At 66.3% G+C, this 22,408-nt stretch carries 20 protein-coding genes and 1 pseudogene; 11 read left to right on the forward strand and 10 right to left on the reverse strand.

All coding sequences use genetic code 11. From position 1 onward, the window contains the following. A pseudogene (locus G3446_RS28085) lies at positions 1-134 on the forward strand (addiction module toxin RelE); the annotation flags it as partial. An 80-nt stretch (positions 135-214) separates the two neighbouring features. On the opposite strand, the gene narL reads toward G3446_RS28085, so the two are convergent. Beyond that, positions 215-868, reverse strand: coding sequence for a two-component system response regulator NarL (narL, locus tag G3446_RS14585; RefSeq protein WP_164453564.1), 654 nt, complete (start codon positions 866-868; stop codon positions 215-217). Between the two features lie 55 nt (positions 869-923). Next, the gene (locus G3446_RS14590) at positions 924-2,843 is read right to left on the reverse strand and encodes a type IV pili methyl-accepting chemotaxis transducer N-terminal domain-containing protein (protein WP_164453565.1); all 1,920 of its coding nucleotides are present in this window, start codon (positions 2,841-2,843) and stop codon (positions 924-926) included. Between the two features lie 305 nt (positions 2,844-3,148). On the opposite strand from G3446_RS14590, the gene G3446_RS14595 reads away from it, so the two are divergent. The 7 genes from G3446_RS14595 to G3446_RS14625 all read left to right on the forward strand — a co-directional run bounded on the left by G3446_RS14595 (position 3,149) and on the right by G3446_RS14625 (position 9,953). Further along, entirely contained in the window at positions 3,149-3,952 is an 804-nt protein-coding gene (locus G3446_RS14595; protein WP_164453566.1) for a cyclic nucleotide-binding domain-containing protein, read from the forward strand. A gap of 10 nt (positions 3,953-3,962) precedes the next feature. Beyond that, the gene (locus G3446_RS14600) at positions 3,963-4,292 is read left to right on the forward strand and encodes a chaperone NapD (protein WP_164453567.1); all 330 of its coding nucleotides are present in this window, start codon (positions 3,963-3,965) and stop codon (positions 4,290-4,292) included. Between the two features lie 68 nt (positions 4,293-4,360). Next, the gene (gene napA, locus G3446_RS14605) at positions 4,361-6,931 is read left to right on the forward strand and encodes a nitrate reductase catalytic subunit NapA (RefSeq protein WP_164453568.1); all 2,571 of its coding nucleotides are present in this window, start codon (positions 4,361-4,363) and stop codon (positions 6,929-6,931) included. A gap of 135 nt (positions 6,932-7,066) precedes the next feature. Next, positions 7,067-7,933, forward strand: a complete 867-nt coding sequence (napG, locus tag G3446_RS14610; RefSeq protein ID WP_164453569.1) for a ferredoxin-type protein NapG — start codon at positions 7,067-7,069, stop codon at positions 7,931-7,933. Beyond that, positions 7,930-8,844, forward strand: coding sequence for a quinol dehydrogenase ferredoxin subunit NapH (gene napH, locus G3446_RS14615; protein ID WP_164453570.1), 915 nt, complete (start codon positions 7,930-7,932; stop codon positions 8,842-8,844). Before napG ends, napH begins: the two co-directional genes overlap by 4 nt. 21 nt (positions 8,845-8,865) lie before the next feature. After that, positions 8,866-9,291, forward strand: coding sequence for a nitrate reductase cytochrome c-type subunit (locus tag G3446_RS14620; protein WP_164453571.1), 426 nt, complete (start codon positions 8,866-8,868; stop codon positions 9,289-9,291). A gap of 47 nt (positions 9,292-9,338) precedes the next feature. Continuing rightward, positions 9,339-9,953: a NapC/NirT family cytochrome c gene (locus tag G3446_RS14625; protein WP_164453572.1), complete on the forward strand. Its 615-nt coding sequence runs from the start codon at positions 9,339-9,341 to the stop codon at positions 9,951-9,953. A gap of 233 nt (positions 9,954-10,186) precedes the next feature. Here G3446_RS14625 and G3446_RS14630 read toward each other — a convergent pair whose 3' ends face one another. The 4 genes from G3446_RS14630 to G3446_RS14645 form a co-directional block, all read right to left on the reverse strand. Beyond that, complete coding sequence (locus G3446_RS14630) at positions 10,187-11,020, reverse strand: LysM peptidoglycan-binding domain-containing protein (protein WP_164453573.1); 834 nt, start codon at positions 11,018-11,020, stop codon at positions 10,187-10,189. A gap of 35 nt (positions 11,021-11,055) precedes the next feature. Beyond that, entirely contained in the window at positions 11,056-12,417 is a 1,362-nt protein-coding gene (locus G3446_RS14635; RefSeq protein ID WP_164453574.1) for a TrpB-like pyridoxal phosphate-dependent enzyme, read from the reverse strand. A gap of 468 nt (positions 12,418-12,885) precedes the next feature. Next, complete coding sequence (gene budA, locus G3446_RS14640) at positions 12,886-13,680, reverse strand: acetolactate decarboxylase (protein WP_164453575.1); 795 nt, start codon at positions 13,678-13,680, stop codon at positions 12,886-12,888. A 36-nt stretch (positions 13,681-13,716) separates the two neighbouring features. Beyond that, positions 13,717-14,760, reverse strand: a complete 1,044-nt coding sequence (locus G3446_RS14645) for an agmatine deiminase family protein (RefSeq protein ID WP_164453576.1) — start codon at positions 14,758-14,760, stop codon at positions 13,717-13,719. 193 nt (positions 14,761-14,953) lie between these two features. Here G3446_RS14645 and G3446_RS14650 point away from each other — a divergent pair, with 193 nt between their 5' ends. Continuing rightward, positions 14,954-16,201 (forward strand): lipoprotein-releasing ABC transporter permease subunit, encoded by a 1,248-nt coding sequence (locus tag G3446_RS14650; protein ID WP_164453577.1) that lies wholly within the window; start codon positions 14,954-14,956, stop codon positions 16,199-16,201. Continuing rightward, positions 16,194-16,895, forward strand: coding sequence for a lipoprotein-releasing ABC transporter ATP-binding protein LolD (gene lolD / locus G3446_RS14655; protein ID WP_164453578.1), 702 nt, complete (start codon positions 16,194-16,196; stop codon positions 16,893-16,895). Before G3446_RS14650 ends, lolD begins: the two co-directional genes overlap by 8 nt. On the opposite strand, the gene G3446_RS14660 is transcribed toward lolD, so the two are convergent. Continuing rightward, positions 16,838-17,392, reverse strand: coding sequence for a DUF2062 domain-containing protein (locus G3446_RS14660; protein ID WP_164453579.1), 555 nt, complete (start codon positions 17,390-17,392; stop codon positions 16,838-16,840). The two genes, lolD and G3446_RS14660, sit on opposite strands and share 58 nt — an antisense overlap. A 163-nt stretch (positions 17,393-17,555) precedes the next feature. Between G3446_RS14660 and G3446_RS14665 the strand changes: the two genes are divergently transcribed. Further along, positions 17,556-19,892, forward strand: a complete 2,337-nt coding sequence (locus G3446_RS14665) for a DNA internalization-related competence protein ComEC/Rec2 (protein ID WP_342450117.1) — start codon at positions 17,556-17,558, stop codon at positions 19,890-19,892. On the opposite strand, the gene G3446_RS14670 is transcribed toward G3446_RS14665, so the two are convergent. The 3 genes from G3446_RS14670 to cobT are packed head-to-tail and all read right to left on the reverse strand — an operon-like array spanning position 19,860 to position 22,256. Further along, positions 19,860-20,600: an adenosylcobinamide-GDP ribazoletransferase gene (locus G3446_RS14670; protein ID WP_164453580.1), complete on the reverse strand. Its 741-nt coding sequence runs from the start codon at positions 20,598-20,600 to the stop codon at positions 19,860-19,862. The genes G3446_RS14665 and G3446_RS14670 overlap by 33 nt on opposite strands. Positions 20,601-20,614: 14 nt before the next feature. Further along, entirely contained in the window at positions 20,615-21,217 is a 603-nt protein-coding gene (locus tag G3446_RS14675) for a histidine phosphatase family protein (protein ID WP_342450118.1), read from the reverse strand. After that, positions 21,201-22,256: a nicotinate-nucleotide--dimethylbenzimidazole phosphoribosyltransferase gene (cobT, locus tag G3446_RS14680; RefSeq protein WP_164453581.1), complete on the reverse strand. Its 1,056-nt coding sequence runs from the start codon at positions 22,254-22,256 to the stop codon at positions 21,201-21,203. The genes G3446_RS14675 and cobT overlap by 17 nt, the downstream gene beginning before the upstream one ends. Positions 22,257-22,408 lie beyond the last annotated feature (152 nt).

Raw genomic sequence — 22,408 nt, forward strand, 5'->3', positions numbered from 1 at the left:
GAGACCAGGCCATTGCAGCGGCTTACGCGAGCGGCGGGTACACCCTGAAGCAAATCGGCGACCATTTTGGTCTGCATTACGCGCGGATCAGCCGGATCGTTCGCGCAGCCGAAAAGGCAAAAGGCAAGACCTGACACTGTTCTTCACCCTACGGGCTACCGACTGGCTCTTGTCGCTTCGTAAGTGCCGTGGGAAACCGGATTGCGGTCGCAGGCTATTTCGGCTGGGCATTCAGGGCCCAGACGGCGGCTTCGACCCGGCTCTTGAGGCCGAGCTTCTTGAGGATGTGCTTGACGTGGACCTTGATGGTGCCGACGGCGAGGTCGAGCTCGCGGGCGATGAGCTTGTTGCTGCAGCCCTGGGCGAGGAGGTCGAGGATCTCGCGCTCCCTCGGGGTGAGGTCGGCTTGGTCGAGCGTGGTGGGGGCGGGCGCCTCCCGCAGGGCGCGGGCGAGGAGCTCGGTGAGCTGGCTGCTGATGACCAGGCGGCCGCGCACGGCCTCGCCCAGCATGGCGAGGATGTCTTCCGGCTCCATGTCCTTGAGCAGGTAGCCGTCGGCGCCGGCACGCAGTGCGGCGACCACGTCCGTCTCGGTGTCCGAGACGGTCAGCATGACGATTCTGGCGTCGAGGGCTTCGTCGGCGCGCAGGCGTCTCAAGGTCTCGATGCCGTCCAGACCCTTCATGTTCAGATCCAGCAGGATGAGATCGGGGTGCAGCTCCTGCGCGAGCTGGAGTCCGGCGCTGCCGTCGGCCGCTTCGCCGACGAGCTGCAGCGATGGCTCCATGGCGATGAGATCGGCGACGCCCTTGCGAAATAGGGGATGGTCGTCGATCACTAGGACGCGGGTCTCGATGGCATCGCTCATGGCTGTCTTCCTCGTGATGACCTGAATGCAGGTATGTCCCCAATGATGAGTGTGCTCAGGCGTCGACGCCACGCCCGCGCGGGCGGAAGCTCAGGTGCACGCTGGCGCCGCTGCCGGCGCTCTCGATGTCGAGCGAGCCGCCCAGGGTGAGCGCGCGCTCGCGCATGATCGTCATCCCATAGTGTCCGCGCCCGGCCGCCTTGGCGCCGAGTCCCTTGCCGTCGTCGGCAATGCTGACCCGAATCCGATCTGCGTCCGTTTCGAGCCGGATGGTGCAGCGGCGCGCCTCGGCGTGGCGCACGACGTTGGACAGGGCCTCGCGGATGATCTGCATCACGTGGACCTCTTCGTTTGGCGAGAGCAGACCGGACGGGACCTGATCGTCGAAGCTGATCTCGACGTCGCTGCGCTCACGGAACTCTTGCACGGTCTCCGCGAGGGCGTTGGCGAGTCCCTGGCCGACGATGCGCAGGCGGAAGGTGGTCAGCAGCTCGCGCAGCTGGCGATAGGCGCTGCTGATGCCCTCGCGGATCTCGCTCAGGATGACGGCGGGCGGCGGGAGTGCGCTGTCGGCGGATGCGCCGCGCTCAGAGTCGGCTCGGTCGCCGGCCTCGCGCAGTGCGGCATCCAGCCGGGCGGCCTGGATCTTGAGGTAGGACAGGGATTGCGCCAATGAGTCGTGGAGCTCCCGGGCGAGGATGCTGCGCTCCTCGTGCAGCGCCAGGCGCCGTCCCTCGTGCATCCTGCTCATGAGGTTGAGCGCGGTCGCGAGATGGGCGGCCAATGACTCCAGCAAGGGCTGCTGCCAGGTCTCGGGTGCCTTGTGCGGTCGAAAGGCGACCCGCAGGGTGCCGAAGCTGCGGCCCTGGTCGCGGACTGGGAAGCTGGCGATACGCTCGCCATTCGCGAAGCTGTCTGGGCTGGCGCCGCTATCTGGCTCCGGCCCGGTGCAGAGACTGCAAGCGCGAATCGCTGCGTCGGCCGCGTCGGACTGGCTCGCGCTGATGCAGTCGCCGCTGCGCAGGGAGTCGGGGTCGCGCAGGCAGAGCGCGACTGCGGCCAGCCCGAGCTGGCTGCGCACGTCGTCGAGGACCTTTTGCAGCAGCTCATCCGTCAGGTGCGAGGTTTCGAGCGCGCGGCTGGTGCGGTAGAGCAGGGTAAGCGAGCGGTTGGAGCGCGCGAGGTCGAGCGTCTTGTCGGCGACCCGTTCCTCGAGCTCGCCGTAGATCTGCGACAGGCCTTGGGTCATGAGGTTCAGGGCGGCCCCGACGCGGCCGAGCTCGTCTGTGCCGGTGAATCTGGTGCGTCCGGAGAAGTCGCCCCGGCGGGTGCGATCGGCGCAGCTCACCAGCTCGGCGATGGGCCGCACGATACGTCGCTGGACCAGGATCATGGTGACCGCGACGACGGCCAGGGTCAGCGCCAGCACCACGCCCTGAATCCAGCGCAGGAGCAGGATGCGGTGCTCGGAGCGATCCTCCAGCACCCGCACCAGGGTGTGGATGTCGTCGACGAAATCGTCCACCTGGCCCAGATAGGCCTGCCGTCCCGCGCTGGCTGCAGCGCTATCCGCTCCCGCTTCGACGAAGCGCAGCGCGGCGCGGCGCATCTCGTGCGTCCAGCGCCAGCGCACACGCTCATAGGCGAGGCTGACGGGATCGCTTGCAAGCGTTGGGATGGCGGCGGTGAGCCGCGGGCTGGCGAGCCGCTCCGCGTACTCCTCGACCAAGCTCAGTACCTGCGCCTGGCGCTCCTCAAGCGTCGGCGCCTCGGACGCGAGCGCGACGCCGATGCGGTAGGACTGCATGCGCAGGGTGCCCGACTGGTTGACCGCAGCGGCCATGCCCTGGTTGATCTGGGCGATGACGATGGAGCTGACCATGCCCGTGATGCCGAGCAGCACCACCCCGGCCATCAGGACGCCGACGGTGATCAGGATGGAGTGGCTTGTCTGTTGGTCGCGCTGCTCGGCCATAACGGTGTTCTACGTCATGTCTCCCGGAGGCAAAAGGGGATACCCCCAAATTCTCCCGCGCCCGCTTGGATGACGGCCAGATGTCATCCGCCAGCTTGAAACCTCAATCGGATCAGTTGATTGGACTCCCTCTGTGACTACCACCTTGGTGGTATCTCGGAATGTTTCGGTTGGTCTTTCCGTGTCTTGCTGCTTTTCTGCGACGGCCTAGTCTTGCGATAGATCAAGAATACCTGTCGCTTGGGCTGGGCCGGCAAGCCTCGATTCGAGGGCCATGACTCAGCTCGACGGAGGTGGGGGTCGAGGTGAACTGCCAAGATCTGGAGCGCGCAAGTCTGCCGCTGCTTGAAACGGCACCGGGATTCCGGGCATTGCCGCGCGAGGCGTTACGCTTGGTTGCGGGCGGCAGCTATTTGCGCAGCGTTCTGCGCAATCAAGTCATCTACGAAAAGGGTGAGGCACTCAAGGGTTTCTTTCTGCTGATCAGCGGCCGCATCAAGCTCGCCGTCCTCTCTCGGGAGGGTGCGGAGCGGGTCTTGGACATCGTGCTCCCTGGGCAGACCTTCGCGGAATCGGCGGCGGTTCTGGGTCGCCCTTATCCACTCTATGCTCAGGCGTTGACAGACTCGCAGCTGCTTCACGTGGATCTCATACGTCTGCGTCGCGCCATGGAGCTGTGGCCGGAGGTCGCCTTCATGATGCTGACGCTGATCGCGGAGCGCACCCAGCGCCTGACCGAGGATCTGGAGGCCTGTTGTCTGCACTCGGCCATTCAGCGGGTCGCCAGCTTCCTGCTGCGTGAGGCCGAGTCCGACCAAGTCGATTCGGATCAGGCGACCTCAACACTCCCGGCGGCCAAGGCGGTGGTCGCTTCGAGCCTCAATCTCTCGCCCGAGACCTTTTCTCGCGAGCTTCACGGCCTCGCACGGCGAGGTCTCATCCAGGTCCAACGCCGCTTCATCCACATTCCCTCAATGGCTCGCCTGCAGGCATTCGCGCGCGTCGACGCACCTTGGCGTGAGACCGCACGCGCATCCCATCAAGGTCAACGTCTCATGGAGTCCAATGCTCATGCTCAACCAGCACCCTTCACAACGGCAGCGCCCTGAGTCGGGGGGCATGACCGGGGAGCCGCGGTATGTCGATGCTACGGCTACCCAGGCCGGCCAGGTCTTGCCCGAAGGCGACATCCTCAGCTGTGTGGTCTACACGAAGCCCGGCATGGGGTCCGAGGTGGCCGCTGTGGTCGGCGCCCTGGCGGGCGTCGAGGTCCATTGCGGAGCCGAGATCGACAAGCTGGTGATCACCATCGAAGACGTGGCGGGCCAGCCGGCGGCGGAGATGCTGGGCGCGCCAAACCACATCGAGGGGGTCATCAACACCATCTTGATCTACCACTTTGGCGGACAGGCGCTGGCGTCGCAGTCGCCGGACGCCTTGGCCGACTAAGGCGGCGCGACGCGCGGCCTGGAACCCTGTCATCGCATTTCGAGCCCCAGGAGGAACCTCCCGTGACCATGACTCGGCGTGAATTCATCAAGTCCCAGGCCGTCGCAGCCGCCGCGGCCGTCGCCGGCGCCAGCCTGCCAGCCGGGGTGCTCGCTCAGACGCAGGATCAGCCGCTCGACCTCAATGTGCGCTGGGACAAGGCGCCATGCCGCTTCTGCGGGACGGGCTGCTCGGTGCTCGTGGGCGTGAAGGACGGCCAGGTGGTCGCCAGCCAAGGCGATCCGGATGCGCCGGTGAACCGCGGACTCAACTGCATCAAGGGCTATTTCCTGCCCAAGATCCTCTACGGGAAGGACCGGCTCACCCAGCCCTTGCTGCGCAAGAAGGACGGCCAGTTCGACAAGGAAGGCAGCTTCGAGGCCGTGAGCTGGGACGAGGCCTTCGATGTCATGGCCGAGCACTGGAAGAAGGCCATCAAGCGCAGCCTGGAGGAGAACAAAGGGAAGTCCGTCGACGAGATGACCTCGCGGGTCGGGATGTTCGGCTCGGGGCAGTGGACCGTCTGGGAGGGCTATGCCGCTTCCAAGCTGCTCAAGGGTGGCATGCGCTCGAACAACCTCGACCCGAACGCCCGCCACTGCATGGCCTCGGCGGTGGGTGGCTTCATCCGCGCCTTCGGCATCGACGAGCCCATGGGCTGCTACGACGACCTGGAGCATGCCGACGTCTTCGTGCTCTGGGGCGCGAACATGGCCGAGATGCACCCCATCCTCTGGTCGCGCCTGACGGATACGCGGCTGACGCGGCCAGGCTGCGAGGTGCATGTGCTCTCGACCTTCGAGCACCGCTGCTTCGAGCTGGCCGACAACCCCATGGTTTTCACGCCGCAGACGGATCTGGCGATCCTCAACTACATCGCCAACCACATCATCCAAGCCAAGGCCTACAACCAGGCATTCATCGACAAGCACGTCCAGTTCGAGACGGCAACCACGGACATCGGCTATGGCCTGCGGCCGACCGATCCGCGCGAGCAGAAGGCGGCCAACTCAGGCGTCGGCAAGAAGCTGCCGTCGAGCTTCGAGGCGTTCGCCAAGCAGGTCGAGCCCTACACCCTGGAGTACGTCTCCGCGCTGTCCGGCGTGCCGCAGGAGAACCTGCTGCGCCTCGCCAAGGCCTATGCCGACCCCAAGCGCAAGGTCAGCTCCTTCTGGACCATGGGGTTCAACCAGCACACCCGCGGCGTCTGGGTCAACAACAACTGCTACAACGTCCATCTGCTGATGGGCAAGATCTCCGAGCCGGGCAACAGCCCCTTCTCCCTGACCGGACAGCCGTCCGCCTGTGGGACGGCGCGCGAGGTCGGGACCTTTGCGCACCGTCTGCCGGCGGATCTGGTGGTGAAGAAGCCGGAGCACCGGGCCTTTGCCGAGAAGCTCTGGAAGCTGCCCGAGGACACCATTCCCGGCAAGGTGGGTTATCACGCCGTACTCATGCATCGCATGATGAAAGACGGCAAGCTCAACTGCTACTGGCAGATGTGCAACAACAACATGCAGGCGGCGGCCAACCTCAACGAGGAGTCCTATCCCGGTTGGCGCAACCCGGACGTCTTCGTCACCGTCTCCGACCCCTATCCGACGGTCTCGGCCCAGGCCGCCGACCTGGTGCTGCCCACGGCCATGTGGGTCGAAAAGGAAGGCGCCTACGGCAACGCCGAGCGGCGCACCCAGTTTTGGCGCGAGCAGGTTGCGCCGCCCGGTCAGTCCAAGTCGGACGTCTGGCAGATCATGGAATTCGCCAAGCGCTTCAAGGTGGAGGACGTCTGGCCGGAGGAGCAGGTCGCCAAGATGCCCGAGTATGCGGGCAAGACGCTCTATGAGGTGCTCTACACCAATGGCCAGGTCGACAAGTTCCCCTTCGATGGGAAGGTCGTCGACGATCGTGGCAATGCGTACCAGAACCACGAGAGCACGGACTTCGGCTACTACGTCCAAAAGGGTCTGTTCGAGGAGTACCGCCTCTTCAACTCCGGGCCGGACATCATCAAGAAGGGTCACGAGATGGCCGAGTTCGAGGCCTATCACAAGACGCGGGGTCTGCGCTGGCCGGTGCTTGACGGCAAGGAGACGCTGTGGCGCTTCCGCGAGGGCTATGACCCGCACGTGCGCGAGTACAACCCCGAGGTGGCGAAGGGCGACGTCTACTTCTACGGCAATGCGAATGGTCGGGCCAACGTCATCTTCGCGCCCTACGAGCCGCCGGCCGAGAGCCCGGATGAGGAGTTCGATCTCTGGCTCTGCACCGGCCGCGTGCTCGAGCACTGGCACTCGGGCTCCATGACCCGCCGTGTGCCCGAGCTCTACCGCGCGGTGCCGGATGCGGTCGTCTACATGAGCAAGGACGACGCGAAGCAGCGGCGTCTGCGCGACGGCCAGATGGCCGTGATCTCCAGCCGTCGTGGCGAGATCAAGGCGCGGGTGGAGACGCGCGGGCGCAACCGCCCGCCGAATGGGCTGGTGTTCGTTCCCTGGTTCGACGCCAATCGCCTGGTCAACAAGCTCACCCTGGACGCGACGGATCCGCTTTCCAAGGAGACGGATTACAAGAAGTGCGCTTGTAAGGTGATGCGGGCCTGACGGTCCCTGTTGATGTCGTGACGGCTAGGGTGGACAAGCGCGAGCGCAGTCGACCGAATCCCGCACCGGCGCTGGTGGACTGCGCCGCGCTTGTCCACCCTCGATGGGTGATTTTGATCCGAGAAGCCATTTGCCGTGACCAACGAAAGCCCCAAGCCCAGCAAGCCCCTTAACCGCCGCCAGTTCATCACGGGCGTCATGAAAACGGCCTGTGGTGTGGGGCTCTTTGGTCTTGGCCTGGGGCTCTACAGCCAGCGTGCGAGCAGCCTGCCGGCCTGGGCGATCCGGCCTCCGGGCGCCATCCCGGAAGACGACTTCAATGGGGCCTGCATCCGCTGCGGGCTTTGCGTGCGGGACTGCCCCTTCGACATGCTCCACCTGGCCAAGCTGGGTGAGGAGGTGCCGACCGGCACGCCCTATTTCATCGCCCGCGAGGCCGGATGCGAGATGTGCGAGGACATCCCCTGCGTGGCGGCCTGTCCGACCAATGCCCTGGATCATGCTCTGGAAGACATTCTAGACGCGGACATGGGGCTGGCGGTCCTGATCGATCAGGAGAATTGCATCGCCGTTCAGGGGCTGCGTTGCGAGGTCTGTTTCAACATCTGTCCGGTCCGCAACGCGGCGCTGACGCTCGACATGCAGCACAACACCCGCTCCGGCAAGCATGCCAGGTTCATTCCGGTCGTTCACTCCGACCATTGCACCGGGTGCGGCAAGTGCGAAGAGGCCTGCATCCTGGATGAGGCGGCCATCAAGGTGCTGCCGCGACACCTGGCCAAGGGCAAGCTGGGCGCACATTACCGGCTCGGCTGGGAGCAGAAGCGGCAGGCGGGCGAGGCGCTGGTGACGCCTGATGTTGAGCATCGCTACAACCTGCCCGAGGGGATGCGCTATGAGCACGGCGGACAGGGGCTGATCGACGAGTCGGCACCTGGGCAGCCGGAGTCTCCGTTTCCAGGCGATCCCTTGGAGACGCTGAACCGCAAGGGGGCGCTATGAAGGATTTTCCGGGCGATACCGCCAGCGCCGAGCACGGCTGGCTCAAGGCCCACAAGTGGCTGCTGCTGCGGCGTTTCAGCCAGATCGGGGTTCTCGCGCTCTTCCTGGCGGGACCTTTGGCGGGTGTCTGGATCGTGACGGGCAATCTCTCGGCGAGCATGACGCTTGGGGTGCTGCCGCTGACCGATCCCTTGCTGCTGGCCCAATCGATGCTGTCGGGCGCCTGGCCGGTTCTGAGCGGCGCGATCGGCGCGCTGATCGTCCTGGTCTTCTATGCGCTGGTCGGCGGGCGCGTGTTTTGCTCCTGGGTCTGCCCGGTGAATCTGGTGACGGATCTGGCGGCCTGGCTGGGGCGGCGCTTCGACATTCGGGCGGCGGGCCGCCTCTCGCGCGACCTGCGGTACTGGATCTTGGCGCTGGTGCTTTTCTTTCCGCTCGTTACCGGCGTGATCGTCTGGGAGTACCTGAATCCGGTCTCCATGGCGCATCGCGGGCTGATCTTCGGGTTGGGCTGGGCCTGGACGATCTTGGTGGCCGTGCTGCTCTACGACCTTCTGATCGTGCGGCGCGGCTGGTGCGGGCATCTCTGTCCGGTCGGCGCCTTCTACAGCCTTGTTGGGATGCGTGCGGCCGTGCGGGTGAGTGCGGAGGGCAGGAGCCGTTGCGACGATTGCACGGACTGCTTCCATATCTGCCCCGAGCCGCAGGTCATCAAGCCAGCGCTCAAGGGTGCCGCGCGGGGCAGGGGACCGATCATCACAGATCTCAACTGCACCAACTGCGGGCGCTGTATCGATGTTTGCAGCAAGCGGGTCTTTCGGTTTCGGATGGGGGATCGGCGTCCGATCGAGGTGCCGGTAGAGCTGCCCGACGCCCAATCCCATCGGGTCAGGACCCATCCATTCAGCTGACCGACACGGCGGAGAGAGAACATGAGTAGAGGATTTGTGGCGCTGCTTTTCGGGACGGCCGCGGTGTGCCTGAGCGGCACGGTCTGGGCGGCCGATGTGGAGTCGTTGCGCGGTCATGCGGTGACGGATTCCTCGGACCCGGCGCTCAACAAGGCGACCTTAGCGGTCCCTGGGGGCTTCGGCGTGGGCTGGGAGGAGCAGCCGCCGATGATCCCGCACCCGATCGACAAGTACAGCATCGATCTGCGTCAGAACGGCTGCCTGAAGTGCCATAGCCAGGCGACCTTCGAGACGGCCAACGCTCCGCGCGTGGCGGAGAGTCATTTCCTCGACCGCGACGGCAAGAAGCTCGATCGCCTGGCGCCGCGCCGCTATTTCTGTACGCAGTGCCATGCCCCGCAAACCGGGGCCATGCCCCTGGTCGATAACGTCTTCGGCGAGCGCTGACCCTGCCGCGGGTGCCTTCAAGTCACGTTGAGATTCGGGAAGAGACCATGTCCGAGCAAAACAACACTTCCAAGCCAAAATCCTCTCGCGGCCGCCGCGCGGCCTGGATCAGCCTATTCGCGGCCTTCGTCGTCGGCATCCTCTTTTGGGGCGGCTTCAACACCGCCATGGAGGCGACCAATCAGGAGCAGTTCTGCATCTCCTGCCACGAGATGAAGGTCAACGTCTATCAGGAGTACAGGGATACCATCCACTACACCAATCGCACCGGCGTGCGCGCGACCTGCCCGGACTGCCATGTGCCCAAGGACTGGGTGCACAAGTTCGTGCGCAAGGTCCAGGCGACCAGCGAGCTCTATCACCACTTCAAGGGTGACGTGGACACGCCCGAGAAGTTCGAGGCGAACCGCTTCCGACTGGCGCAGAACGTCTGGACCGCGATGAAGGAGACGGACAGCCGCGAGTGCCGCAACTGCCATGAGTTCGACTCCATGGACTACACCAAGCAGGAGTCGCGCAGCTCGCAGGGCCATCAGGACGCGGAGGATGCGGGGCTGACCTGTATCGACTGCCACAAGGGCATCGCGCATCAGTTGCCGATGGAATATGACCCTGAGCAGGATGTACCCGGGAAGAGCGTCTTCTATACGAAGCGGGATTGAGCTGGCGGATCATGGTCCCTTGTGCGCGGGGCAAGCGTGGAAAGGCAGCGCAACCGTCGCCTCGTGCATGAAGTGGTCATGCTGGCCCCAAGAAGAGTCACTGAGCCTGGCTGCATCTGCACCCCCTTCACGAGGCATCCTGCACCAAACCGAGCAGCTCGGCCTCGACGTTTAGGCTCGGCGCCTCGAAGGGAGTACCTGGATTGCCGAGGCGGGCCACGCCTGGGCTTCGCTCAAGGAATGACGAGCGTCATCCCTGGAGTGAGCTGATCCGGGTTGTCCAGCAAGTGGCGGTTGGCTTCGAAGAGTCTATGCCACTGACCGCTGCTGCCGTAGAAGCGGCTGCTGATGCGCCCGAGGCTGTCGCGCTCTCTGACCCGGTAGACGCTGAGTGCGTCCGTCGCGCGCGCGAGCTTCAGCTGGCGTTTGCGCAGCAGGTCTTCGGCCTCGGCTCGGCTCTGGATACCAGTCGCCGCATCCGCCCCGCCAGGGCGCTGGATCTGGCTTCTTAGCGCGAGAAAGGCCTGGGTGGCCGCTGTCCGAGCGGCTTGCTCCGTCAAGATGCCGCCCTCGGTCTCCGGGAGCTGGGCGGCCAAGGCCTCCACCTGGGAGGTCAGGAGGGCATTGTGCTTGCGCTCTTCCTCGAGCGCTGCCGCCAGGTGCTCGACGAGCGTCTGCTGCTCCGCCAGCGCCTCCTCGAGCTCTGCCTGTCGGGCTTGGAGGGCCTCGAGCTCACCATGCATCTGCTCGACCGCCTGATTGCCTTGGGCCAGCCGTCGCTCGGCCTCCATGCGCGCCTGATCGGCGGTCTTGCGCGCGAGCGCGGAGTCCTTGAGCTTGCCTTCCATGCCCTGGACACGCGCTTCGAGCACCTGGATCCTGTCGTAGAGCTGGGCTCGCGTCTCTGGCGGCGGGCTCGGCTCCTGGGCGGCAGTGTCCGTCGAGGGCGCTGGCGGGCGCTCCTCGGCGAGCGCGGCCGGTGAGGGCCAGCAGGCCCCCACCAGGCTGGCGAGAACGAGCAGGAGCGAGACCTTTCCACGGGTCTGCATTGCGTCGGTTTGTCGCATCCGGGACTCTCTCGCGTGCTCGCTGTCCAGGCTGCCTAGCCGACCGACGGCAGGCCGGCGAGTGCCATGGCGACCTCGTTCTCGGCGTAGTCGAGGTCCTTCAGCTTGCCGCCGAGGTAGTCCGTGTAGGCCTGCATATCGAAGTTGCCGTGCCCGCTGAGATTGAAGAGGATGGTCTTGGGGTCGCCAGATTCACGGCACTTGTCGGCCTCGTGGATCGCCGCCCGAACCGCGTGCGTGGCCTCGGGCGCCGGGATGATGCCCTCGGCCTTGGCGAACTGAACCCCAGCAGCGAAGCATTCGAGCTGGTTGTAGGAGCGGGGGCTGATGTAGCCGAGCTTGGCCAGGTGGCTGATCTGAGGGGCCATGCCGTGATAGCGCAGACCGCCGGCGTGGAAGCCGGGCGGGACGAAGGTGGATCCCAGCGTGTGCATCTTGCACAGCGGCGTGAGGTGCGCGGTGTCGCCGAAGTCGTAGGCGAAGAGCCCCTTGGTCAGGGTCGGGCAGGCGGACGGCTCGACGGCGACGAGCTCGACCTCGCGGCCGCCACGCAGCTGATTGCCGAGGAAGGGGAAGGCGATACCGGCGAAATTGCTGCCGCCGCCGGTGCAGCCGATGACCATGTCCGGATAGGCGTCCGCCATCTCCAGCTGCTTCTGGGCCTCCAGACCGATCACCGTCTGGTGCAGCAGGACGTGATTGAGCACGCTGCCGAGGGCGTACTTGGTGTCGTCGCGCTGCGCGGCCAGCTCGACCGCTTCGCTGATGGCGATCCCCAAGCTGCCGGTGCTGTCCGGGTGCTCGGCGAGGATGGCGCGGCCGGACTCTGTGGTGTCGCTCGGGCTGGCGATGCAGTTGGCCCCGAAGGACTCCATGAAGGCCCGGCGGTAGGGCTTCTGGTTGTAGCTGACCTTCACCATGTAGACCAGGATCTCGAGTCCGAACATGGACCCGGCCATGGCGAGCGACGAGCCCCATTGACCGGCCCCGGTCTCCGTGGTGATGCGCTTGACGCCTTCCGCCTTGTTGTAAAAGGCTTGGGCGATTGCCGTGTTGGCCTTATGGCTGCCGGGCGGGCTGACGCCCTCGTACTTATAGAAGATCTTCGCCGGGGTATTCAGGGCCTTCTCGAGACGGCGCGCGCGGAAGAGCGGGGAGGGGCGCCACTGGCGAAGAACATCGCGGACCGGCTCGGGGATCTCGATCTCGCGCTCGGTGCTGACCTCTTGCTCGATGACGGCACGCGGGAAAATGACGCCGAGCTCTTCCGGGGTGATGGGCGCTTTGGTCCCTGGATGGAGGACGGGATCCAGCGGCTCCGGCAGATCGGCGTTGATGTTGTACCAAAAGCGGGGGATTTGCTGCTCGTCGAGCAGGTATTTGACTGGGTCGCTCATGCTGGCAATGGTCTCAGTAGTGGTGGCGCGGCCGGCGGCAGAGGGAAGCGCTGGCTCGAGCGCTGCGCTTCCCGCGGCACATGCATGTGCTTCGGCCCCAGTGGCATTCGCCTACCGGGGGCGGCGGGAGTCCGGCATGCGACGGCATCCGGGGTCCCATCCGACGGCGCCGAGCGCGGTGCCGTCGCCTCTCCATTGGATCACCGCTGGTCTATCGAGATGCCGACTGGGTGCCTTGAAGGCACTCCAGTCGGCGCGCGACGCGAAGACAGAATTTTCGAGTCGCAGTCTTGCTTCAAGCGCTTCATCCGCTCGAAAAAGATGCTGTCATCCCTGATCCGGTCGGGAGCGGCGATGGGGCGTCGTCCCGTGACCGAGTGCGGGCCAAGTTTGCCAGGTTTGCGGCTCGGCTTGTATCCCGTTGTGATCGCGAGTTGACGCCGCGCGTGATCGCGCGGTGCAAGCCGACTAACGGCCGGACTTGCGCTGCTCGACATGGTGCAGGGCGGCGCTGCGGTCCTGACCCAGATCCGTCTCCAAGAAGGCGGGGCTCATCGGAAGCTCGACTTGCCAGCCGTTGGTCGGATCCAGCGCGAGCTGGCCTTGGGTCAGCTCGAAGTCCAGCACGTGACCGGCGTGGGCATGGTCCGCGGAGAGGAAGTGCAGATGGAAGCCGGGCACATTCAGGCCCTTGGTGAAGGTGGGGCACCAGAAGCCGATCAAGGTCCCGCTGATCTGGTCTTGCTGGAAGACGCGCTGCTGCTTGGATGCCTCGAGCAGGGGCGGGTAGGGCTGCTGCTGGCGTGGGACGCTGCGGTAGGTCATGCGCGCGAAGCTGCCCTCGACGCGCACGGCGTAGGCGATATTCCGGCTGGGCAGCTGTGCCTCGAGCCAGGTCTTGAAGGCCGCATAGTCCTGGCCTGGTGGCGGCGTCAGCCGCTGGTCGGCCTCGAAGTGAGTGACGCTGATGAAGGGGGTGCGGGTCGTGGCGGGCATCTCATTGACCTGGCCATCGGCCGCAGCCTGATAGACGATGCCGTCGAGCAGGATCAGCTCGCCGTCGAGCGCCGCGAAGGTGCCGAGCCCGAAATCGCCGTGGGGCAGGACGTCGGAAATGGCGGCGACGCCCTGATAGACGCCGGCGAGCAGGGCGTCGATGGTGGAGACTTGATAGAGGGTGTCTTCATCATCGTCGGCCGCGCCTGCCTGGAGCGCGAGGGGCAGGGCGATCGCGACGAAGAGACGTCGGCAGTGCTTGGTCATGGGTCGCTTCTCCGGAGGTTTCAGGTGGGCGCGGCTTCACTGCGGGATGCTCAGGGCGCCCAGGGGAAGCTGCATGCTGATGCAGTGTAGGCTACCGCCCTGGCGAATTAGCGTGCTGCAGTCCAGCGTCCGGATCGCGCGGTCGGGAAAGAGCTCCGCCAGGATGGCTGCGGCCTGGGCATCTGCCGGGTCGCCATAGGTGGGGAGAATCACGGCCCCATTGATGATGAGGAAGTTGGCGTAGCCGGCGGGCAGGCGCTCACCCTCGGCATCCAAGACCGGCTTGGGGGGCGGGAGCCCAACCAGCCGATAGGCCTTGCCACTGTGGTCGCGGAGTGCTCGGAGCTCTCCTTCCATCGCCTTCAGCGCTGCATAGTCCGCATCGCCGGGATCTTCGCAGCTGGCATAGCAGATGATGTCTGGGGCGCAGAAACGGGCCAGGGTGTCGATGTGGCCGTCCGTGTCGTCCCCGCTGATGGCACCATGCTCGAGCCAGAGGAAATGACGGATCCCCAGCCGCTCCGCCAGCATCTGCTCGATCTCCGGGCGCGACAGGCCAGGGTTGCGCCGCGGGTCGACCAGGGTGCGGGTGACCGCCAGCAGCGTGCCTTGGCCGTCGCTCTCGATCGCCCCGCCTTCCAGCACCAGATCCACCGCCTCGCGCGGGGCCCTGCCAAAGATGCCCGACCCGTGGAGCCGGGCGGTGATCTGGGTGTCCAGCTCGGCGGCGAACTTGCCGCCCCAGCCGTTGAAGCGGAAGTCGAGCACCCTTGGCGCGCCCTGCTCGTCGAGCACCGTGATGGGGCCATGGTCGCGCGCCCAGGTGTCGTTGCTGGGGGCGAGCGCCAGGTGCAGGCGCGCGGGGTCGGCGGCCTTGGCCGTCACCCGTGCTCTTGCATGGGCGGCGTGCTTCTCATCGCGGCAGACGATCAGGACGCTCTCGTACTCGCTGATCATGGCCGCAAGCTCGGCATAGAGCGCCTCGACGGCGTCGAGCTGCTCGGCCCAATCTGTGTCGGCGTGCGGCCAGGTCAGCATGACCCCGCTCTGGGGCTCCCACTCGGCGGGAAGGCGGTTCATAGGGCGTTTCTCGATGGCTTCGGACAGAGGCCGGGATTCTACTCGCTGCGTTGCGCTCAGGCGGCGGGAGCCTTGTCGCCGCCAGCGCTGTCTCAGTCGGAGCGACGGCCTTGTCTGCCGTCTCGGTGCAGTCTCCGAGCGGTCACGCGCCGGTTGCGCACGCCTTCCGACTTTGTGATTAAATGCCGCGCCTATGTATCACCCCCTCTCCCTCTATATCGGCCTGCGCTACACGCGCGCGAAGCGCCGCAACCACTTCATCTCCTTCATTTCCGGCACATCCATGGTCGGGATCACCCTGGGCATCGTCGCCCTCATCGTGGTGCTCTCGGTGATGAATGGGTTTCACAAGGAGATCCAGCAGCGCATCCTCAGCATGGCCTCGCATGCCACCCTGACCGACCCCTATGGCGGCATGGCGAACTGGCCCGAGGTCCTGGATCAGGTGCGCGCGCACCAGGACGTGGTCGGCGCCGCGCCCTTCGTCGAGGTGCAGGGGATGCTGGTCAATGGCTCCCAGGTCAGCGGGGCCCTGATTCGCGGCATCGTTCCCAAGGAAGAGGACGAGGTCGCCGATCTGCGCCGGGAGATGGTGCGCGGCTCGGTCGATGATCTGGTCGACGGCGGCTTCAACATCGTTCTGGGCCGAGATCTGGCCGCCTTCCTGGGCGTTGGCCCCGGCGATAAGGTCACTGTGGTGACGCCCCAGGTGAGTGCGACGCCCGTGGGTATCATGCCGCGGCTCAAGCGCTTCACCGTGAGTGGCATCTTCGCGGTCGGCATGGCGGACTACGACCGCAACGCGGCCTTCATCGCGATGCACGACGCCGCCAAGCTGCTGAGTCTGGGGGATGCGGTCTCCGGGGTCCGGCTCAAGCTGGATGATATGTGGGAGGCGCCGCGGCTGGCGCGCGAGATCGCCTATGACCTCGGCGGCGTCTACCGCCTGGTGGACTGGACCCAGGTCCATGCCAACTTCTTCAGTGCCCTGGCCATGGAGAAGCGGATGATGGGCATCATCCTCTTCCTCATCGTCGCGGTCGCGGCCTTCAACATCGTCTCGACCCTGGTGATGGTCGTTACGGACAAGCAATCGGACATCGCGGTCATGCGCACCCTGGGCGTTTCGCCCGCTCGCGTCATGGGCATCTTCATGGTGCAGGGGACCGCCATCGGCTTGATCGGCACCATCCTCGGCATGGTCGCGGGCGTGCTGCTGGCCATGAACGTCGAGCCGGTCGTGGGCGCCATCGAGCAGGTCTTCGGCGTCCATTTTCTGGATCCGAGCATCTACTACATCAGTGAGCTGCCCTCCGACGTCCATCTCTCGGATGTGCTCTCCATCGGCGGCGGGGCCTTCCTTATGTCCGTGCTCGCAACCCTGTATCCGGCTTGGCGCGCCGCTCGAACGCAGCCGGCGGAGGCGCTGCGCTATGAATAAGCCGGAGCCTGTCATCGAGGTCCGCGGTCTGGCCAAGACCTTTCGGCAGGGGCCTCAAGTCGTCGAGGTGCTGAAGGAGATCAGTTTTCGCGTTCACCCCGGCTCGCGCATCGCCATCGTCGGGGCCTCTGGCTCAGGTAAGAGCACCCTGCTGCATTGCGTTGGCGGGCTGGACCGGCCGTCGGCAGGGCAGGTGAGCTGGATGGGCCAAGAGGTTGGTCGCTTGTCGGAGGCCAAGCTGGGCCTGCTGCGCAATCGCCACCTTGGCTTCGTCTACCAATTCCATCATCTGCTGCCGGAGTTCACCGCGCTCGAGAATGTCGCCATGCCATTGCTGATCGGCGGCGCCTCGCCGCAGCAGGCCAAGGCCGAGTCGCAGGCGCTGCTGGAGCGCGTCGGGCTCGGGCATCGCACGACGCACAAGCCAGGCGAGCTCTCCGGCGGGGAGCGTCAGCGCGCGGCGATCGCGCGGGCCTTGGTGACGCGGCCCGCCTGTCTATTGGCCGACGAGCCCACGGGCAATCTCGACAGCGGCACGGCCGCGGATGTCTATGAGCTGATGCTGGAGCTCAATCGCGAGATCGGGACCAGCTTGGTGATCGTGACGCATGATCGCGATCTGGCTTCCCGCATGCGTCACGTCTGGCGATTGGAAGACGGCGTCCTCAGCCGTGATTCGGACAGCTCGCGATAGCGCTCCTTGCGCTTCCGGATCTGGCGCATCAGCTTCCAGCGCCAGAGGATCTGGATGGTGGCATAGCCGAGTACCGAGCAGACCGCGCCGCAGATGAGGCAGCCGAGGAGCAGGGGGCCGAGGACGGCGAGCCAATTGTGCCAGTCCAGCCAGAATTGGACTTTGAAGCCGACCGGCGGGATGCCGAGCACCCAGCAGCCCACCACGTAGGCGAAATAGAACATCGGCGGGATGGTGACCGGATTGGAGATCCACACCAGCGTGATCGCGATCGGTAGGTTGACGCGCAGATAGATGGCGAGGCCGCCGGCGATGAGCACGTGCCCGACTGGCGGCAGGTACATGACGAAGAGCCCGACTGCGAAGGCCCCGGCCACGGAGTGCCGATTGAGGTGCCAGAGATTGGGATCCTGCAGCAGCTTGCCGAAGACGCCAAGACAACGGTTGCCGTGGATCGCTTTAGGCGGCGGCATGACCCTTCTAAGCCACTTCTTCACGCGACAAGCTCGCTCGGTCTCAGGCCCAATCAGAAGGCGCGAGTATAGGTCAGACTGCGACATCCCCGTGGACTTTTGTCATGGACGGCAAACCTAATGCACATCAAGGGCCTTCGTTCTGCGCGGCCCAGCCAGAGCGCGATGCCGGGAAGGGGCGGTTGCCGTGCTAGCGCTCGGTCTCGCCTTCGCCGCAGGTGTGGCGTCCTTCCATCTCCTTTGGCAGATGCCGCCGCTTTGGCTCGGGGCCGGGGCGCTGTTCGCGACAGCTCTGTTTGCCTGGCGCGTGTTGTGGCTGCGTCCGGTGCTGGTCTTCGTGCTCGGCGCCTGCTGGGCCCAGTGGCACGCCTGCCTCATCCTCTGTGAGCCGTTTCCCGATGCCTTGGCGCGCGCCACGCTCCTTGTCGAGGGCCGCATCGCCTCGCTCCCTGTCCAAGGGGCGCACAGCACGCGCTTTCGTTTCGAGATCGAGCGTACCTCGCGCGATGGCCAGGCGCTGCCGTTCCGGGGCCTGGTCCGTCTTTCCTGCTACAGGGACTGCCCAGATCTCAAGGCGGGCGAGCGCTGGCGCTTCCCCGTGCGCCTCAAGCCCAGGCATGGCTTTGCCAGCCCGAATGGCTTCGACTACGAGCGCTGGCTGTTCGAGGCCGGGATTCTCGCGACCGGCTACACGCGACGCGGCCCGGAGCTGGAGCGATTGGATGCCGGCACAGGAACCTACTGGCTGACCCGCTGGCGTCAGGCCCTTGCCGCGCATCTCGCGGTCGTCCTCGGGGAGTCGCGCCAGCTTGGTCTGGTGCAGGCCCTGACCCTGGGCGAGCGCTCTGGTGTCGACCGCGCGACTTGGGACGTGCTCACGCGCACGGGCACCAATCACCTGATGGCGATCTCCGGGCTTCATGTCGGTTTGATTGCCGCCGCTGTCTTTTTTCTGGTGCGGCTTGGCTGGGCGCTCTCGGGGCGGGCGGTCTCTCTGCTCGCCGCGCCGCGCGCCGCGGCCATTGCCGCCGGCTTGGCCGCTTTGGTCTATGCCGGTCTGGCCGGTTTCGCCATCTCGACCCAGCGCGCGCTCATCATGCTGGCGGTGGTCTTGGGTGCCGTCCTATGGCGCCGCACCCTGAGGCCCTACCATGCGCTGACCCTGGCGCTCGTCGGTGTCTTGATCTGGGATCCCCAAGCCGTGCTGTCTTTCGGCTTTTGGCTCTCGTTCGGCGCCGTGGGCCTGCTGCTCTTCAGTCTCGGTCAGCGTCTGCCGAGTCGGGACCCCTGGACGCGCTGGGGCCGCGCGCAGTGGGCGATCGGCATCGGCCTGATGCCGCTGCTCTTCCACTTCTTCGCCAAGGCATCTGTGATTGCGCCCCTGGTGAATCTGGTCGCCGTGCCGCTGTTCAGTCTGCTGCTCCTGCCGCTGGTCCTGGTCGGCACCCTCTTGAGCTTCATTCCAGGGCTCGAGTGGCCGCTGGCGGCGACGGCGGACCTGCTGGACCTCGCGGTGCGTGGCTTGGCCTGGCTGTCGGATCGGCCCTGGGCGGCGATGACGCTTTCCGCGCGACCGCCTTGGGTGTGGGGTCTCGCTGGTCTCGGGGCGCTCCTCTTGCTGGCGCCGCGCGGGCTCCCAGGTCGATGGCTCGGAGGCATCTTGCTGCTCCCGATGTTCTTGGCGCGTCCTCCGCATCCGCCTGATGGCGTGGCCTGGCTGACGCTGCTGGACGTCGGCCAGGGGCTGTCCCTGGTGGTGCGGACTGCCGAGGGCACCCTGGTGTACGACACCGGCCCCAGGTATCCGAGCGGCTTCGAGACCGGGTCGACCGTCGTCGCCCCGTTCCTGCGTGCCCAGGGCATCGACCGCCTGGATCGGCTCGTCCTCAGCCATGCGGACCGCGACCATGCGGGCGGCGTGGAGGGCCTCATGGCATCGATCCAGGTCGAGGAGATCCACAGTGGCGAGTCGGACGACCTCGACATCCCAGGCGCAGAGCCCTGCCGCGCGGGTGCGGGCTGGGAGTGGTCCGGCGTCTCCTTCCGTTATCTGCATCCGCAAGGACAGGGCGCAACCGGCAACGATGCCTCCTGTGTCCTCATGGTGAGGACGGCAGGAGCCGCCTTGCTGGTAATGGGAGATGTCGAGCGGGCGGTCGAGCTGGATCTGGTCGAGCGCCTTGGCACCCAGCTGGACGCCGACGTGCTCATCGCCGGGCATCATGGCAGCCGCACCTCGACCTCGACGGCGCTCGTCCAGGCCGTCTCGCCGGCGTGGGCGCTGGTCTCCTCGGGCTATGCGAACGCCTTCGGGTTTCCGACGCCGGAGGTCGTGCGGCGGCTGCAAGCCGCTGGCGCGTGGGTTCTCGATACCGCCTCCGCCGGCGCGATCCGCTTCGAGATGGGGCCTTCCGGGATCATCCAGCCGCCGATCGGCTATCGCGAGGAGCACCGACGTCTCTGGACCCACAGGCCGGAGCCGAGCTGGCGGCTAAAGCAGGGCGGCGCAGATGAGCAGCAATAGGGTCTCTGTCAGCTCGACCAGGGCGCCGGCTGTGTCGCCCGTGAATCCGCCCAGGCGCTGCATCATGCTGCGTCTTGCGAGCGCGAAGCCGGCGAGGGTGGCGGTGAGCAGGACGAGCCCCGTCCATCCGGTGGCGAGGACGCAGGCACCGGAGGCCAAGAGCATGGCGATCCAGGTTGCCCGCCGGGGCAGTTGGCGCGACTGGGCCGCCGCCATGCCCTGCTCGCGCGCGTAGGGGATCGAGCGCAGCACCAGCAAGAGCTGCACCCGCGCCAGCATCGGCAGCCAAAGCAGCAGCCAAGGCGCGTCTGCCTCGATCAGCACCTTGAGCCCAGACCACTTGGCGATCAGGACCAGGCCGATCAGGGTGACGGCCGCTGGGCCGCTGCGGGGATCCTTCATGATCTCCAGCGTGCGCTCGCGGCTGCCCAGTCCGCCGATCCAGGCGTCGGCGCTGTCGGCCAGGCCATCCAGATGCAGCGCGCCGCTCGACCAGACCCAGACCATGAGCGTCAGCGTGGCCGCCAGCTCGGGGCCGAGAGCGCCAGTGCCCGCGGCAGTGAGTGCCGCCAGGAGCCCCATGATGAGCCCGATGAGGGGATACCAGGGCACGGAGCGCCCGATGTCCTCCGCCGTTGCCTCGCCGGGGTCTGGGAAGGGCAGCCGGCTCAGGAAGCGGCCTGCGATCCACAGCGGGCGCAGTCTCATGGGCCCGGCGTTACTCAGTTGCACCGATGAAAGACCAGGCTCGGACGCCCGGGTGGCTTGGGGATGCGGATGCGGGTGCGGCAGGCGTGCGGCACGTCGATTAGCAGCAGCGACGTCGTCGGCATCTGCAGCAGCTCCGCGAGGATCACGCGGATCACACCGCCGTGCGTAATGACGAGGCTGTGCGGGTCCGGCCGCTCGAGGAGCTTCTGCCAGGTCTCCAGGACGCGCCTGCGGAAGGCCTCGAACGGCTCGGCCTCCGGCGGCGTGAAACTGGCGGGGTCCGCCCAGAAGCGGGTCAGATCCTCTGTTGCGATCTCATGGGCGGGCATGCCTTCCCAGGCACCGAAGTCGCGCTCGCTCAAGGCATCCACGCGCTCCAACCTCAGGGCATGGGTGTCGGCGAAGCACTCGCCGAAGGCGGCGCAGCGTTGCAAGGGGGAGCTGAGGATGCTCGTCCAGGTCGGGGCATCGGCCACCGCCTGTGACATCTGCGCCCAGCCCAGGTCGCTCAAGGGGTCGTCGGAGCGACCGCGAAAGCAGACGCCGCCCGCGACCTCGCCGTGGCGCAAGAGATCCACATGACGGTCGGTCACCTCATCAAGCTTCGCTGACACCTGCTTCTCCAAAGGTCGCCATCTTGCGATGAATGGTACAGGCGAGACGGAGCAAGGGGACGACGGCAGCCGCTCCAGTGGCCTCGCCGAGGCGTAGTCCGAGATTCAAGTAAGGGTCGCCGCCCAGTGCCTCCATCATACGTCTGTGGCCGGGCTCGGCGGAACTGTGCGAGAAGAGCATCCAGTGACGCGTGTCCGGATTGATGCGCACCGCGGCTAGGGCCGCCGAGCTGATGATGAAGCCGTCGACCAGGATGGGCAGGCCATGCTGGGCCGCCGCGATGAAGGCGCCCGTGGAGGCGGCGGTGTCGAAGCCGCCGAGTCGGCGCAGCAGCTCCAGCGGCGACTGCTCGGAGGCGGCATGCAGCGCCAGCGCCTGCGCGACGACCTGGGTCTTGCGCGCGACGCCCTCGGCGCTCAGCCCTGTGCCCGGACCTGTCAGCTCATGCGGCTCGAGCTCGAGCAGGGCGCATGACAGGGCGGTCGCGGGCGTGGTGTTGCCGATGCCCATCTCGCCACAGACGATGAGGCGTGCGCCATTGTCGAGCGCGCGCTCGACCGCCGTGCGTCCGAGCGCGAGGGCGTCGGCGAGCTGCGCTTCGGTCATGGCCGGCTCGCGCGCGATGTTGCCGCTGCCGGCGCCGAGCCGAGCGGAGATGACGCCCTCGACCGGACCTGGGTCGGTCGCGATCCCGATATCGAAGATCTCCATGCGTGCCCCGATGGCCTCGGCCATGACGGAGACGGCCGCGCCGCCGCGCGCGATGTTGCGGAGCATCTGAATGGTGACTTCCTGCGGGAAGAGCGAGACGCCCTCGGCGGCCACCCCGTGATCCGAGACGAACTGCAGGATCTGCACGGGGTCGACCGATGGGGAGGCGGTGGCCTGCATTCCGGCGAGCCGGATCGCCATTTCTTCCAGTCTGCCAAGCGAGCCCTGGGGCTTGGTCAGTTGATCCTGGCGCTGGCGCGCGGCCTCGGCGGCCTCTGAGTCGATGGGGTGGCAAGGCGCGTGCACCCAGCTGACGTCTGTGCTCATGATGCGTCTCCGCCGACGGGGCAGGTGATTGCGGCCATGGTGGGGGCCGCGAGGGCAGGGGTCTGTCTCAATGGTGTGGTCATGCTGCGTCGTGGTCTCTGTCTGTGGTGGCTCCGGTCCTGCTTGGCCGGAGCAAGCCGATGCCAAGGCGA

Source organism: Thiorhodococcus minor (assembly GCF_010820565.1).
GTDB classification, from domain to species: Bacteria; Pseudomonadota; Gammaproteobacteria; order Chromatiales; family Chromatiaceae; genus Thiorhodococcus; species Thiorhodococcus minor.